The organism is Enterococcus sp. DIV0008, from assembly GCF_050542615.1.
Classification (GTDB): domain Bacteria; phylum Bacillota; class Bacilli; order Lactobacillales; family Enterococcaceae; genus Enterococcus_D; species Enterococcus_D innesii.
The window spans coordinates 1,466,168-1,485,844 of the sequence record NZ_CP172937.1; the positions used below are offsets into that span (position 1 = coordinate 1,466,168).

Genomic DNA, 19,677 nt, shown 5'->3' on the forward strand with positions numbered 1-19,677 from the left:
TTCCTTTTTAAAATGGAGAAAGTAAGCACAAAGGAGAAATCTATGAAAAATTATCCTGTTAAAAAGAATCAGGAACTTGAAGTCGATATTTTGGACCTTTCCCATGAAGGAAATGGGATCGCCAAAGTCGATGGGTACTTATTATTTATTGAAAACACCCTGCCAAATGAACGTGCCTTAGTCAAAGTGTTGAAAGTCGGCAACAAATTTGGTTTTGCCAAAGTGATGAAACTGTTGCAAGCAAGTCCTGATCGGCAAGAATTACCGAATGAAGCATTGTTGCGCACCGGGATCGCCCCGTTGAGTCATTTGAGCTATGACAAACAATTAGCCTTCAAACAGCAGCAAGTAGAGAATGTTTTGGCTAAAATCGCCAAACTGCCTGAAATCAAGGTCAATGAACCAATTGGGATGGAAAAACCATTTGGTTATCGCAACAAAGCGCAAATCCCTGTGCAAAAGATTCATGGAAAATTAACGACTGGATTTTACCGCAAAAACAGCCATACTCTGGTACCGATCGAAGACTTTTATATTCAAGATCCAAACATCGATCAAGCAATCATCAAAGTCAGAGATATTTTGCAGCGGTTCAATGTCAAAGCCTACAATGAAGAAGCCCATGAAGGTTTCTTACGCCACATTGTCGTGCGTCGTGGGCATCACTCAGGTGAAATGATGGTCGTATTAGTGACACGTAAACCGAAATTCTTCAAGGGAGAAGAGATCGCGGAAGTGATCCACGAAGAGATTCCAGAAGTTGTTTCTGTCATTCAAAACATCAATGAAGAAAAAACCAATGTGATCATGGGCGAATTCGAGCGTGTGTTGTATGGCAAGTCATCGATCGATGATCAATTATTAGGTAAAACCTTCCAAATCTCAGCGAAATCTTTCTACCAAGTCAACACAGCGCAAACAGAAGTCTTGTATCAAACCGCCTTCGAGATGGCGCAACTGTCTGAAAATGATGTCGTTGTGGATGCTTATGCAGGAATCGGAACGATTGGGATTAGTTTGGCTGATCGCGTGAAAGAAGTGTTAGGGATGGAAGTCATTCCTGAAGCAGTGAACGATGCCAAAGCCAATGCCAAAAGAAATGGTGTCGAAAACGTGCATTACTTTATCGGTAAAGCCGAAAAAATCATGCCGCAATGGCTACGCGAAGGCATTCAACCGACGGTCGTCTTCGTTGATCCACCTCGCAAAGGTTTAGATGCCAGCTTTATTGAAACGACCGCTGCGGTTAAACCAGAGCGCATCGTCTACATTTCCTGCAATCCAGCAACCTTGGCTCGTGACCTCGCGTTGTTTGAAGAAGAAGGGTATGTGACAAAAGAAGTCCAACCTGTTGATTTGTTCCCGCAAACGACCCATGTGGAGTGTGTCGTGTTGTTATCAAAGCAAGAAGGCTGAGAAAATGACTAACTATTCTTTTACCAGCATAGATAAGTAAGTTCTTAACGATCAAAACCCACAGTAGCCGAAGTTAGCGGTGAACTGTGGGTTTTTATTACTAAATAAATTCTCAATATGATTTATTTAGTCTTGTGCTAAAGCGCACTTTATAGTGTATGCTTTATAATGAGGTGAAAAAATATGGAATATATCGCACATGAGGTTGCTAAAAAAATAGGAATTTCTGTTCCTGCCCTGCACTATTATGAGAAAGCTGGATTGCTGCCTCCCATTGAGAGGAATGCAGCAGGAAACAGAGTTTATTCAGAAGAGAACATTGAATGGCTGTATATGATTGTGATGATGCGTGAAACTGGGGTGCCTATTCGTGAAATACGAAAGTACACACAGCTTTTGCTGCAAGGGCCTGAAACAATTCCAGATAGGTATAAACTCGTATTACAGTACAAGCAGTCTGTCGAAGAGAAAATTAAGCTGATGCAGTCTTCATTAAAATGGATGGAAGCCAAAGTTGCTTTTTACCAGGAAATGATGGAACGCAGTCAAAGCAAACCATGCCGTTCTTTTTTAGAAGAATCTGAATTGTTCGACAATAGACAGGCGGGTGAATGAAATGAAAACTGTATTGATCACCGGTACAACCAGTGGCATAGGATATTCGTTAAGCGCTATTTTTGCAGAAAAAGGATATCATGTGATTCTGGTATCCCGAAATCCTGATCAATTGTTGGAACAGCAGAAAAACTTACAAACGCCCCATAACCGAGTTGACAGTTTAGTGTATGATCTAGAGCAGCCGGGCGCAGCACAGAGCATATATGAGATGATCAAAGCAAACAACTGGAGCATTGATATCTTGGTAAATAATGCGGGGTTTAATGAAGCAGGCTTATTTGCAGAAACAAATGCCCAGCGTGAGCGTGAGATGATTGAGCTGCATGTGAATTTTGTGACAGACATGATGAAACTATTTATCCCTGCAATGACCGAGAATGGGGTTGGCCGGGTTTTGAATGTTGGTTCCACCGGTTCTTATATTGCCTGCCCCAAAGATGCAGTATATGCTGCAACAAAGGCATACGTCCTGCACCTTTCAAAAGCTGTCAACTCGGAATTGCGTGGTACAGGCGTATCGGTAACTACCCTCTGTCCCGGCTCCACCAACACAAAGTTTGCCGAGAAAGCAGATATAGAAAATACATTGCTGTTCAAGCTGTTTGTGATGTCACCTGACAAGGTTGCCAAAGCTGGCTTTCATGCAATGTGCAAGAGAAAGGCAGTTGTTATTCCTGGCGTATATAATAAGCTTTTGGTGGCAAGTTCACGGATATTACCATATTCCTTCATCGGTTGGCTGACCAAAAAAATGTTGTAACCTGAGCATAGAATAGTCTACCTTACCCTCAAATGCTTAAATTTCTTTTATAAGAATAATTTATAGTTCTTTTCTGAATAATCTGTCAGCCAATCCTTCTTCCTATGATTATCATGATTGTGGCGTAGTAAATTTTATAAAAAGACAGGGTGTTCACAGAAAACAAACGAATTGTTGGAATAGTCAAACGGATAATAACAAACTAATCAAAAATTATTCATTTAGCCTATTAAATGCTTATCATTTCTATGAAAGAATAAAGTTTAAAATAAAAACTAATTCAGAATTTGCTATATCTCAGTTTTTTTTGATATTTCACCATAATTCATTATTCGGTTAAATGGTTCTTTTTCAAAGGAGAGAGGGAAATCGTTCTGGCTGTTTTTCCCGATTAGTTTGTCCGCTTGCACCAAAACCAAAGAGAAACAGACCTCCAAGCTCAAACTATGTGATGATTAGCAATTTATAGTTAATGTGTATAAAAATATGGCATGTGGTGATTAGAAAGTATTATAATAAACGTAGTGAATAGAAAATTTTTGTTAGGAGGGATTGCACATGGCAACGATTCGTGCATTTTCACACAAAGAGATTACACCGCAGAATACGCATTTGTCGAGTTTTAAAGTGTTGATAGAGTCAGCTTTTTATGGGAACAATGTCACTTGGATTGATGATCTAGCCACTGCTTATCACTTAGCAAAAGAATCTTCTGGCGCTATTCTTACGGATATGCCGGTCACCCACACCGAAGAGCTAGGTTTACCAGAGGATGCAAAAGTCATCGTGTTCAATGACGGAAAAGTAGTCGGAAGGACAGCAGCAGCTCGACGCATCATCGGACATCCCGGGATTGATCGAAAATTGTATGAAGGGATTTTAAGAGATGCTTTATTTCAAGGGACACGTAAAAAATTTTATGGCAGTGAAGTTGTTGTAGGATTAGACGAAGCGTTTATGGTCAAAGCTCACCTGTTGTTACCAGAGCACTATGAAACCAATTTTTACTCTTATTTGTTGAATTTTCAATTGATGACGAAATCATGGGAGGAAAGGTATCAACGTTCCAAAGAATATCCAGAGACGGACATTTTTTTGTACGCTGATCCAGATTGGTCTCATCCTGATTTTCCTTATGGGCTGTCTCTCTTTGATCCTGAACACAATGTTGCGGCAGTCTTAGGCTTAAACTATTTTGGTGAATTGAAAAAAGCGACATTAACTTTGGCTTGGGCTACCGCGCATCGCAATGGCTTTGTGGCGTGTCATGGGGGAATGAAGCAATATCAGTTACCGAATCGAACATTTACGATGGCTGCTTTTGGTCTTTCAGGATCAGGAAAATCGACTATCACATTGGCGGAACATGATGGCAAATATGAGATCAAGGTTCTGCATGACGATGCGTTTGTGATTAATCAAACAAATGGTGCGTCCACTGCTCTGGAGCCTTCTTATTTTGATAAAACGCAAGATTATCCATTAACCAACCCAAATGTCCGCTACTTTATCACCTGTCAAAATGTTGGGGTTACTTTGGACGAGGGAGGAAAAAAGGTCCTCGTGACCCAAGATATTCGTAACGGGAATGGCCGAACCGTCAAATCACGGTATGTCACACCTAATCGGGTGGATCATTTAGATTCGCCAATCGATGCAGTATTTTGGATCATGAAAGATGACACGCTGCCTCCTGTAGTAAAAATTGACGATCCGATTTTAGCCGCTGTTTTTGGTTTGACCTTAGCTACGAAGCGTACGACAGCTGAACATGTTGTCGAGACCACGGATATAGATAAACTGGTCATCGAACCTTATGCCAATCCATTTAGAGTTTATCCTTTAGGAGAAGATTTTGCTCATTTCATGCACTTATTCAAAGAAAACCAAACGGCTTGTTATATTCTAAATACAGGCTTTTTCAAAGACAAGAAAGTCACGCCTGAAATCACGCTGACATTGATTGAAAAAATCGTAGAAGATAAGGCTGAATTTAAAAATTTTGGCGGGATCACAGAGATGAGTTTCCTGCCAGTAACAGGCTTTGAAGTTGATTTTCAAGATGTCTCTTATGTTGCTTATTTAAGAGAGCGGATGCAAGGACGGTTGGACTTTATTTTGGCTCAGGAGACAGAAAATGATGGCTATAATAAGTTGCCTAAAGAAGTAGCAAAGGCAATGGAAAAGGTGATTTCTACATTAAGTGAGCTTCCTAGTTAATTCAATTGAATCAAACTTTCGCAAGCGGCTTTTCTTCCTGAAACACTTATTTGGTTAGCCAGAAAGGAGCGATTATGAGCATTCAGTTTCACCATATCCAAATCACAGTCAATGATGTAAAAAAAGCAGAAGGCTTTTATGACCAATTATTTGCACTATTAGGTTTCGACCTTCAGAAGAAATATTTTGGGTATTTAGAACATGCTGAGATGGAAGTAGTAGAATATATAGGGGATTCATTTGATTTCGGTATTTGTTCCCCACGAAAAGAATGGAAGAACGAGAAAATCGATTCAAGAAAACCTGGCTCTGTTCAGCACATAGCGTTTAAGGCGGAAAGCCGTGAAATAGTAGATGCGATCTTTCCCAAAATAAAAGCCTTAGGGGTAAAGATCCTTCACGATCGACCAATGGAGTACAAAGAGCGCATCGCCCCTAACTACTATGCCTTATTCTTTGAAAGCCCAGAAGGCATTCGTTTTGAACTATTTCATTATGCCTGATTCCTTTAACTAAAAGAGTGTGGCATGAACTTGTTGCATGAGCGTGTTCCTATTCAGGTGATCTTTCATTATAGATTCGGATGACCTTGCGATTTCAGAGAGAATCTTTTTTAGAACCGGTTATCAGGAAAACTAGAACACTCTTTTTTTAAAGTACGTCCGTTTGGAAAAAACTATTTGATTTCTAAAATTCATTTGGACAATTCGAAGATGAAAATCTAACTCATGTGTTGAAAAACGTCGATTTTATCATTCTAGAAGCTGTTGCACTGTGGGTCAATAAGGATTGTTGTTGCGTTGATCGCAGGACACTTAAGAGATGGAGGAAGATCAATATGGATCAGAGCATTCAGCAAGACATCGAAGCAATCATTTCCCATCAATATGATCATGGCGCCGATTTATGGTCGACGCCAGACCATAAATTACTAAAAGGAGCACCCTTTACGACCTTAGAAAGTCCTCTTTATTTACTTGAACTTGGCATGTCACGTGAGGAGAACTTATTAAAAGAGACAGCTGCATTGATCTTTCAAGGATGGAGAGAAGATGGCAGATTTAAAATTTCGCCGTCAGGGGGGATCTATCCTTGTCATACAGCACAGGCTTTGCGAACGCTGTGTGCTCTTGGTTACGCAAGGGACCAGCGGCTGCAACAGACCTTTCACTATTTTCTTGCTACTCAAGAAGCAGATGGCGGCTGGAAGTGTAATAAGTATAGTTTTGGTCGCGGACCGGAGACCCACTTTTCTACTCCAATGACGACGTTAACGGTCCTTGATGCCTTTCGATATACTCATGATCGTGAGCAGATGGAAACGCTTCATCAAGCAATCGAATTTTTGCTTGCTCATTGGGAGATCCGGCAGCCAATCAGTCCTTGTCATTATGGGATGGGCACATTATTTATGCAGACAGAATATCCCTTTAGAGGGTACAATCTTTTTTATTATCTGTATGTCTTGTCTTTTTATCCTGCTGCCAGAAAAGACGCACGGTTTTTGGAGGCTTTGCAGCAGTTTGAATCGAAAGTTCAAAATGGCAATGTCATCGTAGAACGGGTCGTACCAAAACTGGGGAAACTGAATTTTTGTAAAAAAGGACAAATCAGTCCCTTTGCTACACAGCGTTACCAAGAAATCCTTGCTCGATTGGCAGAGGATTGAGGAAAAAACAGCCCTTTGAAAGTTTTCCCCTCATCTAGACGATTCTTTTTCTTTTCTGGTACACTGTCTGTAAAGAAGCAGTTGATTAAACAACAGAGGGGAGAAAGACATGCAAAAAATATATCTTGTTGAAGATGATGCAACGATCGTCTCTGTTTTAGCAGAATATTTGCAGCAATGGGGGTACGAATGTATTTCGGCAAAGAATTTTGCTAGTATCTTGCAAGAGTTTCATGAGATCAAACCGGATCTCGTTCTTTTAGATATTTCGCTGCCTTATTACAACGGGTATCATTGGTGCCAAGAAATTCGCAAGACGTCAGAAGTTCCGATCATTTTCCTTTCGTCGATGGATCAACAGATGAATCAGATCATGGCGATGAACATGGGGGCGGATGATTATTTAACAAAACCCTTTGATTTAGCCTTCGTTTTGGCAAAAATCCAAGCGTTGCTGCGGCGCAGCTATCAGTATAGCCACCAACAAGCGCTGACCTTTGAGATAGGGCAAGTAACCTTTTATCCCACAGAAAATGTATTAAAAAAACAGGGGGAACAGTTACCACTGTCTCCAAATGAAGCTCGGATTCTTTCCTTGCTTTTGCAGCATCGAGGGAAGATCGTAGCCAAAGAGACCATCATTGAAATGCTCTGGAATAGTGAAGAATTCATCGATAATAACACATTAGCGGTCAATATGACCCGCTTGCGAAAAAAATTAAGCCAGATCGAACTATCCGATTTGATCCAAACGGTAAAGAATAAAGGCTATTTGATCGAAAAGGAACACGCCTATGACTAACGTGAAAGAATATTTCGTGCTTAATGGAAAGTTTTATCTCGTTTACCTGCTATTTAGTGCGGGCTTATTTGGGCTATTCTTTCTCCATAGCCTTTCATTGGAGCCCTTCATTGACTATGTGGTCTTTTCAGGGGTGATCTTAGGGGGACTTTCCCTTTTTCATTATTTTCGTTACGCACAAAAAAGAAAGCAGCTGCAGCATTTATTAAGAAAAGAACGTATGACGGAAGCGGCGTTGGCGTTCTTGCCTGCCACTCGAAATCGTTTAGAAGACGAATACCAAGCCCTTCTAAGGCAGCTGGCAAAAGAAAAAACGCTGTCCGATTACAAAGCAACCATGAAAAATGAAGAAATTTATGAAGATTTCGGTTTGTGGCTTCATCAAATCAAAACGCCTCTAGCGGCGCTAGATCTTTTGGTGCAAAGCGATTCGTTGTCACCGACGGAGGTCAAAGCGGAATTATTTAAGGTGAATGATTACTTGCAAATGATGTTGAATTATTTACGACAAAATTTAGCCAATGAAGATTTTGTCTTTGAGTCGATTGCTTTAGCGCCCCTCGTTCGTCAAACGATCAAAAAGTATGCCTTGTTTTTCTCGAAAAAGAATCTGCAACTGGACATGGCGGTGGATTTGACGGTGACATCCGATCGAAAGTGGCTCGTTTTTATTTTTGAACAGGTTCTTTTCAACAGCTTGAAGTATACCGAAACCGGTGGCATCACTGTTTTCACTAAAGACAATGCCTTGGTGATTCAAGATAGCGGCATTGGTATTCGCAAGGAAGACTTGCCAAGGGTTTTTGAGAAAGGATATACGGGACAAAATGGTCGCTTTCAGCAACGAGCGAGCGGGCTAGGCTTATATATGAGTCAACAAGCGGCTGAAAAAATCGGCTGCCGTTTAGCGATTGATTCTGAAGTAGGACACGGAACCATCGTCACGCTTCATTTTCCCACCACAAATAACCGATAGCCGCAAACTTTCAACACTGTAAGTTTGCGGTTTTTATTGTAAGTCGCTTTTTTCTGCCAGTCAGCTTATTCTAAAAAGGAAGGAGGGAACAAGATGACACTTTTAAACATTCAACAAGTAAAAAAAATCTATCAAAGCCAGCTGAACGGACAACCCGTTGAAGCGTTGAAAAATATTACCTTTATGGTAGAAGAAGGGGAATATGTCGCTATCATGGGGGAATCAGGTTCGGGAAAGAGTACGTTGCTGAACTTGATGGCGACGTTAGACCAACCAACAGCGGGTGAAATGCAGCTGAATGGCATCGATCTGACCACGATCAAAGAAAAAGACGCAGCGAGTTTTCGACGGGATCACTTAGGCTTTGTTTTTCAAGACTTTAATTTATTGGACACCTTTTCGGTAAAAGACAATATTTTATTGCCATTAGTTTTATCAAAAGTTTCCGTCAAACAAATGGAAAAGCAGCTTCAACCTATCGTACAAACTTTAGGGATCGCCGATTTATTGCAGCACTATCCGTATGAATTGTCTGGCGGACAAAAACAACGAGTTGCTGTCGCACGAGCAATCATCACAAAACCGGAACTGCTATTAGCAGATGAGCCAACCGGAGCGCTGGATTCGAAAACCTCTGATCAATTACTGACATTATTTCAACAGATCAATCAAAATGGACAGACGATCGTGATGGTCACTCACAGTTCGATCGCAGCCAGTCGCGCACAACGCGTCTTGTTTATCAAAGACGGGTATGTGTTTCACCAGCTGTATCGAGGGGATCGCAGCAATACCGCTTTTCTAGAAGCAATAGCCGAAACAATGACTGCTGTCTTTGCAAAGGAGGAGTAACGAATGTTCTTTCAAAAAATCGCCTTCTCCAATTTGCGTAAAAATGCCAAAGCTTACACACCCTTTTTATTATCTATGAGTTTCTTGGTGGCTGTTTTGATGATGACGCAAATCATCGTGAACAATCCAGGAATGAAGGAACTTCCTAGTAGTCAAAGCGCCATCTTCATGTTTCGTTTAGGAAATATCATCCTCATGATTTTTGCGGCGATCTTTTCCTTTTACACCAATAACTTTTTGATCAAGCAGCGAAAAAAAGAATTTGGTCTCTACAATGTTTTAGGACTAGGAAAACGTGAGATAGCCTTCGTGGTCTTTTGGGAACTCTTTTACAGTTTTCTCATTAGCCTTGCCGCCGGACTGATCAGTGGCTTATTGTTTGCACGATTAGGATTTTTGATACTGAAGAAAATCTTAGCCGTAGGCGAGTTCTTTGTCTTCAAACTGTCATTTGAGAGTATTGGCTTGGTGATCCTGTATTTTATGTTCGTCTTTGGTTGTTTATTTTTATTTGACATACTGCAAGTACGCAAAACCAATCCACTTCAATTACTGCAGGGAAGCAAGCGAAATGAAAAAGAACCACGAGCAAAAGGTATTTTGGCACTATTAGGTGTCCTTTGTTTAGTGGCAGGCTATACGATCTCTGTGACGATCAAGTTTCCTATCAGTGCATTAGGCCTGTTCTTTGTCGCCGTCGTCCTCGTAATCTTGGCTACCTATTTGTTGTTTATTGCGGGCAGTATCAAAGCATTGCAGTTTTTAAGAAAACGAACGACCTATTATTATCAAACGACCCATTTTATCAATGTCTCTACCATGTTGTATCGGATGAAGCAAAATGCGGCTGGTTTAGCAAGCATTTGTATTTTATCAACGATGGTGTTAGTGACCGTTGCTACGACCGCCAGTCTTTATTTTGGACAAAAGAATGTGATCGAAACCCGTTTTCCTTACGATGTTCAAATTGAGTCAGCGGCTGATTCCCAGCAAATCAACACAGCAATTAATGGACTTGAAGAGAAGCTAACGATCAAAGAGCGCCAGCAAGTCACTACAACAAGACCGTTGCTTTTTACCTTTGAGGAACCAAATTTTGTTCCCTCAACCACTTTTGAAGAAAATAGCGGTAGTTTAGATAAAGCCGTGTATCTTATTTTTCTTACCAGTTCTGAATACCATGAAATCACTGGGAAAACAGGACCAGCTGACGACGAACTATTCGTTTTTCCTGCCACCTGGACGCATCAAGCGTTACCAGAAAAGACGACGATCGATGATCGTCAATTTCGCTTGCGGGAATTGAAAGAACTGCCAACATTCACGAAAGTAGAAAACCCCGTTCAGCATCTTGTTCTCGTGGCGGATGATCAGTGGCTTGCCGAAAAGCTAAGCGCTTGGTATCAAAACGAAGAGTTTCAACTTTACCAGCAACCAGTGACAACAACAGTCTTTAATTTTCAAGCAGCAGAAGCAAGCGATCGCGAAGCCATCGCAAAAGAGATTCGCAGCGAACTTCTGGCAGCAGATGCTCAGGCGAGCGTTGAATCAAAAGATCTTTTTGAAGTTGAGACAAAAACCTTTACCGGCGGCTTCTTCTTCTTAGGCTTGATTTTTGGTGTGATCTTTATTTTAGCTGCTGCATTGATCATTTATTATAAACAAGTTTCCGAAGGGATGGAGGACAAAGAACGTTTCGAGATCTTGCAAAAAGTTGGGTTAAGCCATAAGGAAGTCAAGCAAGTGATCCAGCAGCAAGTTTTGATGATCTTCTCATTTCCTTTGGTGGCAGCGATCATCCATTTGGCGTTTGCTTTACCAATGATTCGAAAATTACTGATTCTTTTTGGTCTGACGGATCGTAACTTATTGATTACGGTAACGATTATTTCTGTCCTGTTGTTTACAATGATTTATCTGCTGGTGTATTTCATCACCGCAAGAGTCTACTATCGATTGGTGGAGCGCAAACAGTAGAAGATGGACAAACGCTATTTTGTCAGATGATAGCTGGATGGATTAGCCGTCACCGACAGGAGCTACAAAAATAAAATGTAAGAACACCCCATTCGTGAAGCGACGCTCAAAAGTTAGAATTTTTGGTCTAACATTTTGGAATTGCTACATGATTGAGGTGTTTTTTTGATAACACGCCCGTTAGCCCACTTTTTTAGAGTTGAAAAAAAGCCTTAGGTGACCTATAGTGAAAAGGAGTAAAGCGCAGGTGTAGAGTGCCGTGCGGATGATAGTCATTTCCAAATAAAAGGGATCATGTGATCCAAAAAGGAGAAAGCCCTATGAAAGAGCAGCCGATAACCATTGGATTCCCCTTAAGAGGTGAATGGCTTGCGCCGACTACACCAGCCGAGAAGATTCCTAGCCATGGTACCGATCGAATGGGGTTGCGTTATGCCTTTGATTTTTTACAAGTTAATTTTGAGGGGAAAACCAAAGCTTTTCATGATCGAAGCTTTCTGCGCTATTTCTTCTTAGGGGTTCCGCTGGAGAGCTGTTATTGTTGGGACGAAAAAATCTATGCGCCTTGTGATGGCGAAGTAATTGTTGCAAGAGATGGCTATCGGGAACGGAAAATCGTTCACTGGATCAGAGATTTTTCGATCGCTGTAAAAAATGGTTTGTTTTTTAATGAACAAAAAGATGATTATCAACAAATAGCTGGCAACTACATTGTGATAAAAGCTTCTGAGGGCGTTTATATGGCATTTGTCCATCTGCAAAATGGATCTGTCACTGTTTCCGTAGGACAAAACATCACCAAAGGGATGGTGATCGGAAACGTCGGCCATTCAGGAAATTCGACTTCGCCTCATCTACATTTTCAAGTGATGGACACCAGTGATATCGCTCATGCAAAAGGGCTTCTTTGCCGCTTTGAAGAATACGAGGTTTACCGAGAAGGACGATGGATAAAGGTTTGGAATCAGATGCCAGATAGTACAGAACGGATAAGATTTTTGCAGGAGCATTAGGGACAAGCTGTGAAACATTAATAGGGACATCGCCGAAATGATTAGAAGAAAGAACATTTAAACGTTTCTGAGCTTCTTTAAAAAATTTGCAACAATCTTAGGTATTCAGAAAATGTATCTCTGGGGGAATCAAATGAAGCAATTACCCAATATCCTTACCACTTCTCGACTGATTCTATCACCACTTTTACTATTCCTTCAGCCAATGTCTGGATGGTTTTGGCTGCTCTATTCCTATTGTTTTTTAAGTGACCTTGTCGATGGGCTGCTTGCAAGAAGGATGAAGCTCACCAGTGAGGTCGGTGCCTTACTAGACAGTTTCGCAGATGTTAGCTTTTTTCTCTCCGTTTTTCTTTCTTTACTACCACGGCTTCTGGAAACCCAAGCAATCATGGTTTGGATCTTGGTGATCGCTATCATCCGTTTCGTCAGTTATCTGATTGGCTATGTAAAATATCGGTCTTTTAGCAGTCTGCATACATGGCTCAACAAAGCAGTCGGATTTCTTTTATGTATTTTCCCGTTGTTGCTCATCATGTTCCATGAAAAAATTGTTATCTTGATTTTGGGGATCATCGCCACTATTTCCGCATTAGAAGAATTGCTGATAACGATCCTCTCAAAAAAACTGGATAGAAATCAAAAATCGATAATCGAAAGTTTTAAGTAAGGCGCCTCTATCATTGAGGGCCTTTTTTGCTTATTCATCGCTAGTAGTCTTTTAAAAGATTCGTTAAAAACAATTTTAAAAATAACGTTGAAAACCATTTTTAATGGCCTTATGCTTATCTTTAAAGGGAGGCTTACAAATGAATAGACAAGAACTGCATGCATGTATCAGTAAAAACCAGCCCAATATTTGCCAAATTTCTGCCTACCAAAAAGGAAAGGAAGTTTACTCGGATGAATGGCATGAGTATAAGCCAGAGGACACTTGCCACCTTATGTCCGCTACGAAAAGTATCGTTTCTCTACTAGTCGGGATAGCGATCGATCAAGGCTTCATCAGGAGTGTCAATGACAAAGTCCTCGATTATTTTCCAGACTATCAAGTAAAACGGGGCGAAAAAACGATTTACGACATTACCATCAAACACCTATTAACGATGCGAGCGCCGTATAAATGCAAAGGTGATCCATGGACAAAGGTTTGCTCGAGTGATGACTGGACCAGCGCCTCGCTTGATTTATTGGGAGGAAGAAAAGGAGTGACAAATGAATTCAATTATCAAACCGTTTGTCTGCAGATTCTCACTGGTTTGTTAGCGAAAGCTTCTGGAATGACGACTGTTGATTATGCGAACCATTATTTATTTCGACCTCTTGGTGTAGCCGAAATGACCAGTTATTATGCGGAAACGGCAGAAGAGCATAAGCACTTTACGATGGACAAGGCACCAAAAAAACCAGTTTGGTTTTGCGATCCTTTAAATATTGGCACTGCAGGTTACGGGCTTTGTCTTTCAGCAAAAGATTTAGCCAAAATTGGTGAGCTATGCTTGAACCATGGCATCCATCAAGGAAAACAAGTGTTTTCCTCACAATGGTTCACTGAAATGGTCAATCCGCTAGAGACAAACATCGAGAAATTTCAAAACATGAGTTATGGATATTTGTGGTGGATTTTGGATACTGAGAAAAGCACCTATGCCGCCATCGGCAATAGTGGAAATGTCCTTTATATCGATCCCGAATCAGAGATTGTTATCACCATTACGGCTTATTTTAAGCCAACTGTCTTTGATCGAATCGACTTTATCGAGACAGATCTTAAACCATTTCTATTTCAATAACGAGCAATAAGTAAAAGCAGTCCGCTGTCATAAGTCGACTGCTTTTTTGTAGGTAACAGCTTTATGAATCTTTTCTTGATCGCGACAAGCAGGGACCTATTGAGAAAACTTGGCTACTCGTTTTATGAATTTATAATCTAGCAATTTGGTACCACATATAGGTGGCTAAATGAATAATAAACGGAAGATAAATAAGAAATGAATAAAATGACCAAACAATCACCGTCGTAAACTTGGTATACTATAATTGAGAAGAAAATCACAAGCGAAAGGAGCGGTAGGAGTGTTTTCAGAAATCAGTATCTATCAAGTGAAACCAAGTGAAGTCGATACCTTTGAAGCAATCATGCAAGAAGCAACAGAGGCAATGAAGGTCATGGAGGGGGCTATGTTCTTTCGATTAATGAAACGAACCCATTACATTAAAGAAATGAGCACCATCAAGGAAGGGCGCATACCAGATCCATTGACAAGAGTCATAAAATGTGTGAAATATGCCCACTATTGGGAGTTTGATACCGAAGAAAACTATGGCAAAGCTCAAAAAAGGTTGTATGAAAGTTATTGGAAAGCAATGGAGAAATGTTTGATCGTTCCCCACGACAAGCTATTGGGGGAAGTTGTTGGGTGATCGATTCAGTATCGAAGGCTCTCCAGTTGAACGGACTTTTCGTTGCAACTGTCTAGAGATTACAAGTGGAAATACAACAGGACGTTAAAAAGTCATTTGAATGTTGAATCGACAACTATTCGTTTTTTAAGTGCTCTATTTCTTGAGGGAATCAGAAAGGAGGGGAACACGATGGCACAGGTTGCTTTTCATAACTCATACAAATTAAAAAAGGGTGTTTCAACAGCAGAATTTGTTCGAGTCGTTGAACAATTAAACCGTGAATATATTTCCAAACAAAGAGGGTATCTTTCTTTTGAATTATTCGTAGATGGAGAAATTTGGGCGGACATCACCAAGTTCGAAACGAAAGAAGATGCGGAAGCATTTGCCCGATGCGGCACGCCAAATGCCTTTGCACAAAAGTTTTATTCGTTCATCAATTTAAACAGTTGCCGCTCTCACCTATATACGATTGAAAAAACGTTCAAATAACTTAGCCACCATGGAATAAACAGCGCAAAAAACAATTCATATGAAAAGAGGAACTTTTTATGACAAAAACAGCAGAATGGTATCAAGGAAAAGCCGGTCGGGCAGAACATTTGGTCTATTTAAATAAGGAAGCCAAAGAGCTTGAGAAACTGATTCAAGGTGACAAAACAATGATCATTCGGGGGGCAGCCGGAAGAAAATCACCATTAGGAGGAAGAGCCAAAATCAACGATCTTGTTTATTTTGTAGAGACCGGCGGCGATTTGACCATCACTCATCGGGGCATCCTCGCCAACGTGATTGAATCTGAAAAGATGACGAAAGAAGAATCCATAGATTTTGTAAAACGCTATGAAAAAGAGTTGAATTTATCGAAAAAACAAGTCGATCGTTGGGCAGGGAAAAAGTATCTAGCTGTTTATGAAATCGCTCAATTAGAAGAAATAACGCCATTTCAATACAATCGTGAAAAAAATATGGATGATTGGATCATCACTGATGATATCAATAAGATTAAATTAGCATGCAGTGGCTTGCTGGAGCGTTAGGTAATAAAGATACGATTTAACGACGTTTGAAAAAGAGCGCATTACTCTTTGGGATACGCTGCTATCAAAATGAAAAATGATTCTACAAAGAAAGATACAAGTGGTCAACGAACGAAAGAACCTGGATTTTTACATATTTGAATATCAGCGTTTTTATTCTTTCAGAACCTTATATTAAGAGTGCCCAAAGAAGCCTATGTAACAGCTGATTTGCCAAATTTATGTAAACAGGACTGGGTTGCTTATTTTGTACTGTAGTATTATCAACATTTAGTGGGAAGGATTTTTTGAAAACTATGAACTTTTCAAAAGGAGGTTTGTAAATGAGTAAAGAAATAAAATCATATGATGAGGTTAAAACCATGCTTGGATCAGCAAGTGAGGCTTGGGAAATGTTAGTCGGATATATCCGAAACTATTATATAATGGATGAGTTATGGGCTGAAGGAAATCCTAATCATAAGCACTATCATAATTTGCGTTTTAGGCGGGGGGGTAAGACATTGATTACTCTCTCAATTCGTCAAGGATATTTTATCGCTAGTATTGTTCTAGGTAAAAGGGAAAGAGAGACATTTGAAGAAGAACGGGAACTGTTAAGTAAAAAAGTAGGTTATATATGATCAAGCCAAAACTTACCATGACGGTAAATGGCTTGGTTTTGATATCTATGATAACTCGCTTTGTGAAGATATCATTCGCTTGCTTTCTATAAAGCGTAAACCTAATCGTAAAATATTACCTGAAGACAGGGACAAGTCTGGCCAACTAGATTTAGGGATGTCACACGAAGAGATTACAACCTGTCTTTTTCAATAATTAAATATGAAGACAGTAAAGGAGTTGAGTGAACGGATGGAAGGCAAAGAGCAATTGTTTCGAGACAGAAACGTGAAACCAACAGAGCAGCTGATTGCTGAATCACTGGGGGAGGAATATGCCATTTATCAACGTTTTATCGAAACCCTTGAAAACGAGGGCATCTCTCTTATGGATTGGCGCTATTACCAAGATGGAAAAGCGTGGTTGTCCAAAGGCGAATACAAATGGACAACGACTCGTGGAACGAATAAAGTGAAACCAATTTTTTGGCTCTCGTTGTGGGAGGGTTTCTTCAAAGTTTCCTTTCACTTTAGCGAGAAAGTCCGAACACAGTTATTGTCTTTACCAATCAGTGAAGAGACAAAAGAAAGCATTCATAAGGCGCCAACTAATGGCACGAAAATGAAGTTTTTTTCTGTGATTTTTGATGTTGCTAGTGATAGTCCTTTGAATGATATTTACCAAATCGCTGAGTTTCGAAAGCATTCTATTTAGGCAATTTTCATTCGAGAAAATAAAATTCTTATATTTGTCGTTCTTAAAAACTAAGGAAATTTGTATATTTTTTACCCATAGCTATCGGAAAGTGCAATAACTTTTAGGGAATCCGTGATAAGCAGCTGTGATTTAAAGGGCGTAGACTATTTTTTATCTATTTCTGCAGATGGAAAAAGACGTCCAAGTTCAAGAGAGAAAATGCCTTAATTGATTTTAACTAATAAATCATCTCATTTAATAAAGAAAAACTAGGTGTTTCATGTCAAAAGATGAAGCACCTAGTTTTTTATTTTTCAATAACCGTCCTCGGAAAACTGTTCCTTCATCCGCTCCAAGAAAAGTCCAGAAGCCTTTGAAAAAACTTGGGTGTTTTTCCAGATGACATCAAGGTTTGATTCCAATGCAGGACTCAATTTTCTAAAACATAAAGGACTGTCAGGGGCGAAGTTGACTAATTTATCTAGGGTCAAGCCGTAGCCGACACCTTCTTCTACCAGCTTGGATGCATTGTAAACAAGGTTATATGTGGCGACGACCGTCAATTTTTTCAGGTCTTTTTTCAACCATTTAGAAAGTTCACTGCTGACCAAACTTTGTCGCGAAGTAATCAAGGGAACGTCCCAGAGATCTTTTGGAGTAATGACTTCTTTGACAGCTAGAGGACTGTCTTTTCGCATCAACACGCCCCAGGTATCTTTGGCAGGTAAGCGTAAGGAATGGTACTTTTTGACGTCTGCTGGACTGATTACGACACCGAAATCCAACAATCCTTTATCCAAACGTTCTTTGACTTCATCGGCGTTGCCGCTATAAAAGTGAAATTTGATGTTGGGGTATTCAGCTTGGACTTCTTTGATGATTGCTCCTAGCAACTGAATCACATAAGTTTCTCCAGCTCCGATCGATACATTGCCGGCGATCGTATCTCGAGGCGACAAAAATTCTGAGCGGGTCTTTTCTAATAATTCTACGATTTCTTCCGCCCGTTTACGAAACAACAGTCCGTCTTCTGTTAGTGTGATTTTGCGATTGCCTCGGGTGAACAACGTCACGCCCAATTCTTTTTCTAAGTCCATTAACTGTCGTGACAGGGATGGTTGAGAGAGATGTAGATGTTTTGCGGCAGCTGAAATCGTTTCTTTTTCTGCAACTGCTAGAAAGGTGGTTAAATTTTTTAATTCCATAGGTCTACACTCCTTTTTCTATGCTTTATATGAATAGTTAGGTATTTGATATTAGTATTTTACATAGAAAGATGCTGCAAGTACAATAGGTTTATCCAAAAATAGCTCAATCAAGAAAAAGTGATAATTCACACCTTGATCAGTTGAGGAAAATTGGAGGATCGCCCTAAGGTACAGGATAGTTGACCGAGAAAGAAGGCGAAAGAAATGAAAAAATGGCAAAAGAAGGCCCTTGTGTCTTTAGTTTTGCTGGTACCGCTGGTTTTAGGTGCTTGCAGCAGCAATAACGAGGAGGCAAACGAAGCAACACAAGGCAGTTCAGGAGGAGAAACGATGACAGAAAATGTATCATTTACAAATGAATGGGATAAAGTCTTCCCGGAAAGTGATACGGTGAATCACCGAAAAGTAACTTTCCAGAATCGATACGGCATCACTTTAGTTGCTGATCTTTATGAACCAATTGATGCACAAGGACCACTTCCAGCAATCGCCGTTAGCGGACCTTTTGGAGCAGTCAAAGAGCAGGCATCTGGTCTATATGCTCAAATGATGGCAGAGCGTGGTTTTGTTACGATCGCTTTTGATCCGTCCTATACAGGTGAAAGCAGTGGCGAACCACGCTATGTGGCTTCCCCAGACATAAATACAGAAGACTTCCAAGCAGCAGTCGATTTTCTATCGGTCCAAGAGAATGTAGATGAAGAAAGAATTGGTTTGATTGGAATTTGTGGTTGGGGCGGGATGGCATTGAATGCCGCAGCCATCGATACCCGTGTGAAAGCGACGGTTTCGGCCACCATGTATGATATGTCGAGAGTCAATGCTCAAGGTTATTTTGATGAAATGGGAGCTGAAGGACGCCATGAATTGCGCCAGCAGATGAACGCCCAGCGGACAGTCGATTTTGCCAATGGCAGCTACGAACGAGCAGGTGGGGTACCAGATACACTGCCAGAAGATGCGCCTGTCTTTATGCAGGATTACTTTGATTATTACAAAACAGAACGAGGCTATCATGAACGTTCGTTAAATTCCAATGACGGTTGGAACGTGACATCATCGCTGTCGTTCTTAAATATGCCGCTCTTGTCGTATATCGATGAGATCCAAAGCGCCGTTTTATTGCTTCATGGAGAAGAAGCCCACTCACTTTACTTCAGTCAAGACGCCTTTGAGCAATTACAAGGCGATAACAAAGAGCTGACGGTCATTCCTAATGCTTCGCATGTTGATCTATACGATCAAATAGATGTGATTCCTTTTGACCAAATGACCGAATTCTTCCAAGAACATTTGAATTAAATAGTCACAACGGTCTTCACGACTGTTCGCTCATCTTTCTTCTGCTGAGCAGTCGTGTTTTTTTGAAACTACGCATTCAGTTGCTCGTTTCTACATCGAATCATCAGCAGAAAGGAGCG

General features: G+C 40.5%; 21 protein-coding genes. 20 read left to right on the top strand and 1 reads right to left on the bottom strand.

The genetic code is table 11. The features are described from left to right. The first annotated feature begins 42 nt into the window (after positions 1–42). From rlmD to IGI84_RS07090, 19 genes are all read left to right on the top strand, one after another. Positions 43–1,416, top strand: coding sequence for a 23S rRNA (uracil(1939)-C(5))-methyltransferase RlmD (rlmD, locus tag IGI84_RS07000; protein ID WP_081118920.1), 1,374 nt, complete (start codon positions 43–45; stop codon positions 1,414–1,416). 183 nt (positions 1,417–1,599) lie between these two features. Then, entirely contained in the window at positions 1,600–2,031 is a 432-nt protein-coding gene (locus IGI84_RS07005) for a MerR family transcriptional regulator (protein ID WP_081118921.1), read from the top strand. 1 nt (position 2,032) lies between these two features. Next, entirely contained in the window at positions 2,033–2,794 is a 762-nt protein-coding gene (locus IGI84_RS07010) for an SDR family NAD(P)-dependent oxidoreductase (protein ID WP_081118922.1), read from the top strand. A 558-nt stretch (positions 2,795–3,352) separates the two neighbouring features. Beyond that, the gene (locus IGI84_RS07015; RefSeq protein WP_081118923.1) at positions 3,353–5,014 is read left to right on the top strand and encodes a phosphoenolpyruvate carboxykinase (ATP); all 1,662 of its coding nucleotides are present in this window, start codon (positions 3,353–3,355) and stop codon (positions 5,012–5,014) included. 74 nt (positions 5,015–5,088) lie between these two features. After that, on the top strand, positions 5,089–5,517 hold the full coding sequence (locus IGI84_RS07020; RefSeq protein WP_081118924.1) for a VOC family protein: 429 nt from the start codon (positions 5,089–5,091) through the stop codon (positions 5,515–5,517). 335 nt (positions 5,518–5,852) lie between these two features. Next, complete coding sequence (locus IGI84_RS07025; protein WP_081118925.1) at positions 5,853–6,683, top strand: prenyltransferase; 831 nt, start codon at positions 5,853–5,855, stop codon at positions 6,681–6,683. A gap of 109 nt (positions 6,684–6,792) precedes the next feature. Then, entirely contained in the window at positions 6,793–7,485 is a 693-nt protein-coding gene (locus IGI84_RS07030; RefSeq protein ID WP_081118926.1) for a response regulator transcription factor, read from the top strand. Further along, positions 7,478–8,461 carry a sensor histidine kinase gene (locus IGI84_RS07035; protein WP_081118927.1) on the top strand — a complete coding sequence of 328 codons (984 nt, stop codon included), beginning with the start codon at positions 7,478–7,480 and terminating at the stop codon, positions 8,459–8,461. The genes IGI84_RS07030 and IGI84_RS07035 overlap by 8 nt, the downstream gene beginning before the upstream one ends. A gap of 93 nt (positions 8,462–8,554) precedes the next feature. Continuing rightward, positions 8,555–9,313, top strand: coding sequence for an ABC transporter ATP-binding protein (locus IGI84_RS07040; protein ID WP_010749611.1), 759 nt, complete (start codon positions 8,555–8,557; stop codon positions 9,311–9,313). A 3-nt stretch (positions 9,314–9,316) separates the two neighbouring features. Next, complete coding sequence (locus IGI84_RS07045) at positions 9,317–11,290, top strand: ABC transporter permease (RefSeq protein ID WP_220426153.1); 1,974 nt, start codon at positions 9,317–9,319, stop codon at positions 11,288–11,290. 320 nt (positions 11,291–11,610) lie between these two features. After that, on the top strand, positions 11,611–12,303 hold the full coding sequence (locus IGI84_RS07050) for a M23 family metallopeptidase (protein WP_430600936.1): 693 nt from the start codon (positions 11,611–11,613) through the stop codon (positions 12,301–12,303). A 133-nt stretch (positions 12,304–12,436) separates the two neighbouring features. After that, positions 12,437–12,973, top strand: a complete 537-nt coding sequence (locus tag IGI84_RS07055; RefSeq protein ID WP_081118931.1) for a CDP-alcohol phosphatidyltransferase family protein — start codon at positions 12,437–12,439, stop codon at positions 12,971–12,973. A gap of 139 nt (positions 12,974–13,112) precedes the next feature. After that, positions 13,113–14,096 carry a serine hydrolase domain-containing protein gene (locus tag IGI84_RS07060; protein WP_430600937.1) on the top strand — a complete coding sequence of 328 codons (984 nt, stop codon included), beginning with the start codon at positions 13,113–13,115 and terminating at the stop codon, positions 14,094–14,096. A gap of 283 nt (positions 14,097–14,379) precedes the next feature. After that, positions 14,380–14,727: a hypothetical protein gene (locus IGI84_RS07065; protein ID WP_170920159.1), complete on the top strand. Its 348-nt coding sequence runs from the start codon at positions 14,380–14,382 to the stop codon at positions 14,725–14,727. A gap of 171 nt (positions 14,728–14,898) precedes the next feature. After that, on the top strand, positions 14,899–15,201 hold the full coding sequence (locus IGI84_RS07070; protein ID WP_081118934.1) for an antibiotic biosynthesis monooxygenase family protein: 303 nt from the start codon (positions 14,899–14,901) through the stop codon (positions 15,199–15,201). A gap of 59 nt (positions 15,202–15,260) precedes the next feature. Then, positions 15,261–15,749 (top strand): hypothetical protein, encoded by a 489-nt coding sequence (locus IGI84_RS07075; protein ID WP_081118935.1) that lies wholly within the window; start codon positions 15,261–15,263, stop codon positions 15,747–15,749. Between the two features lie 323 nt (positions 15,750–16,072). Next, the gene (locus tag IGI84_RS07080) at positions 16,073–16,372 is read left to right on the top strand and encodes a DUF3788 family protein (RefSeq protein WP_430600938.1); all 300 of its coding nucleotides are present in this window, start codon (positions 16,073–16,075) and stop codon (positions 16,370–16,372) included. Continuing rightward, entirely contained in the window at positions 16,365–16,568 is a 204-nt protein-coding gene (locus tag IGI84_RS07085; protein ID WP_430600960.1) for a DUF3788 family protein, read from the top strand. Before IGI84_RS07080 ends, IGI84_RS07085 begins: the two co-directional genes overlap by 8 nt. Before the next feature lie 36 nt (positions 16,569–16,604). After that, positions 16,605–17,066, top strand: a complete 462-nt coding sequence (locus IGI84_RS07090) for a DUF3788 domain-containing protein (RefSeq protein WP_220426151.1) — start codon at positions 16,605–16,607, stop codon at positions 17,064–17,066. Between the two features lie 296 nt (positions 17,067–17,362). Here IGI84_RS07090 and IGI84_RS07095 read toward each other — a convergent pair whose 3' ends face one another. Next, positions 17,363–18,253: a LysR family transcriptional regulator gene (locus IGI84_RS07095; protein ID WP_220426150.1), complete on the bottom strand. Its 891-nt coding sequence runs from the start codon at positions 18,251–18,253 to the stop codon at positions 17,363–17,365. 207 nt (positions 18,254–18,460) lie between these two features. On the opposite strand from IGI84_RS07095, the gene IGI84_RS07100 reads away from it, so the two are divergent. Continuing rightward, positions 18,461–19,558, top strand: coding sequence for an alpha/beta hydrolase (locus tag IGI84_RS07100; protein WP_430600939.1), 1,098 nt, complete (start codon positions 18,461–18,463; stop codon positions 19,556–19,558). Positions 19,559–19,677 lie beyond the last annotated feature (119 nt).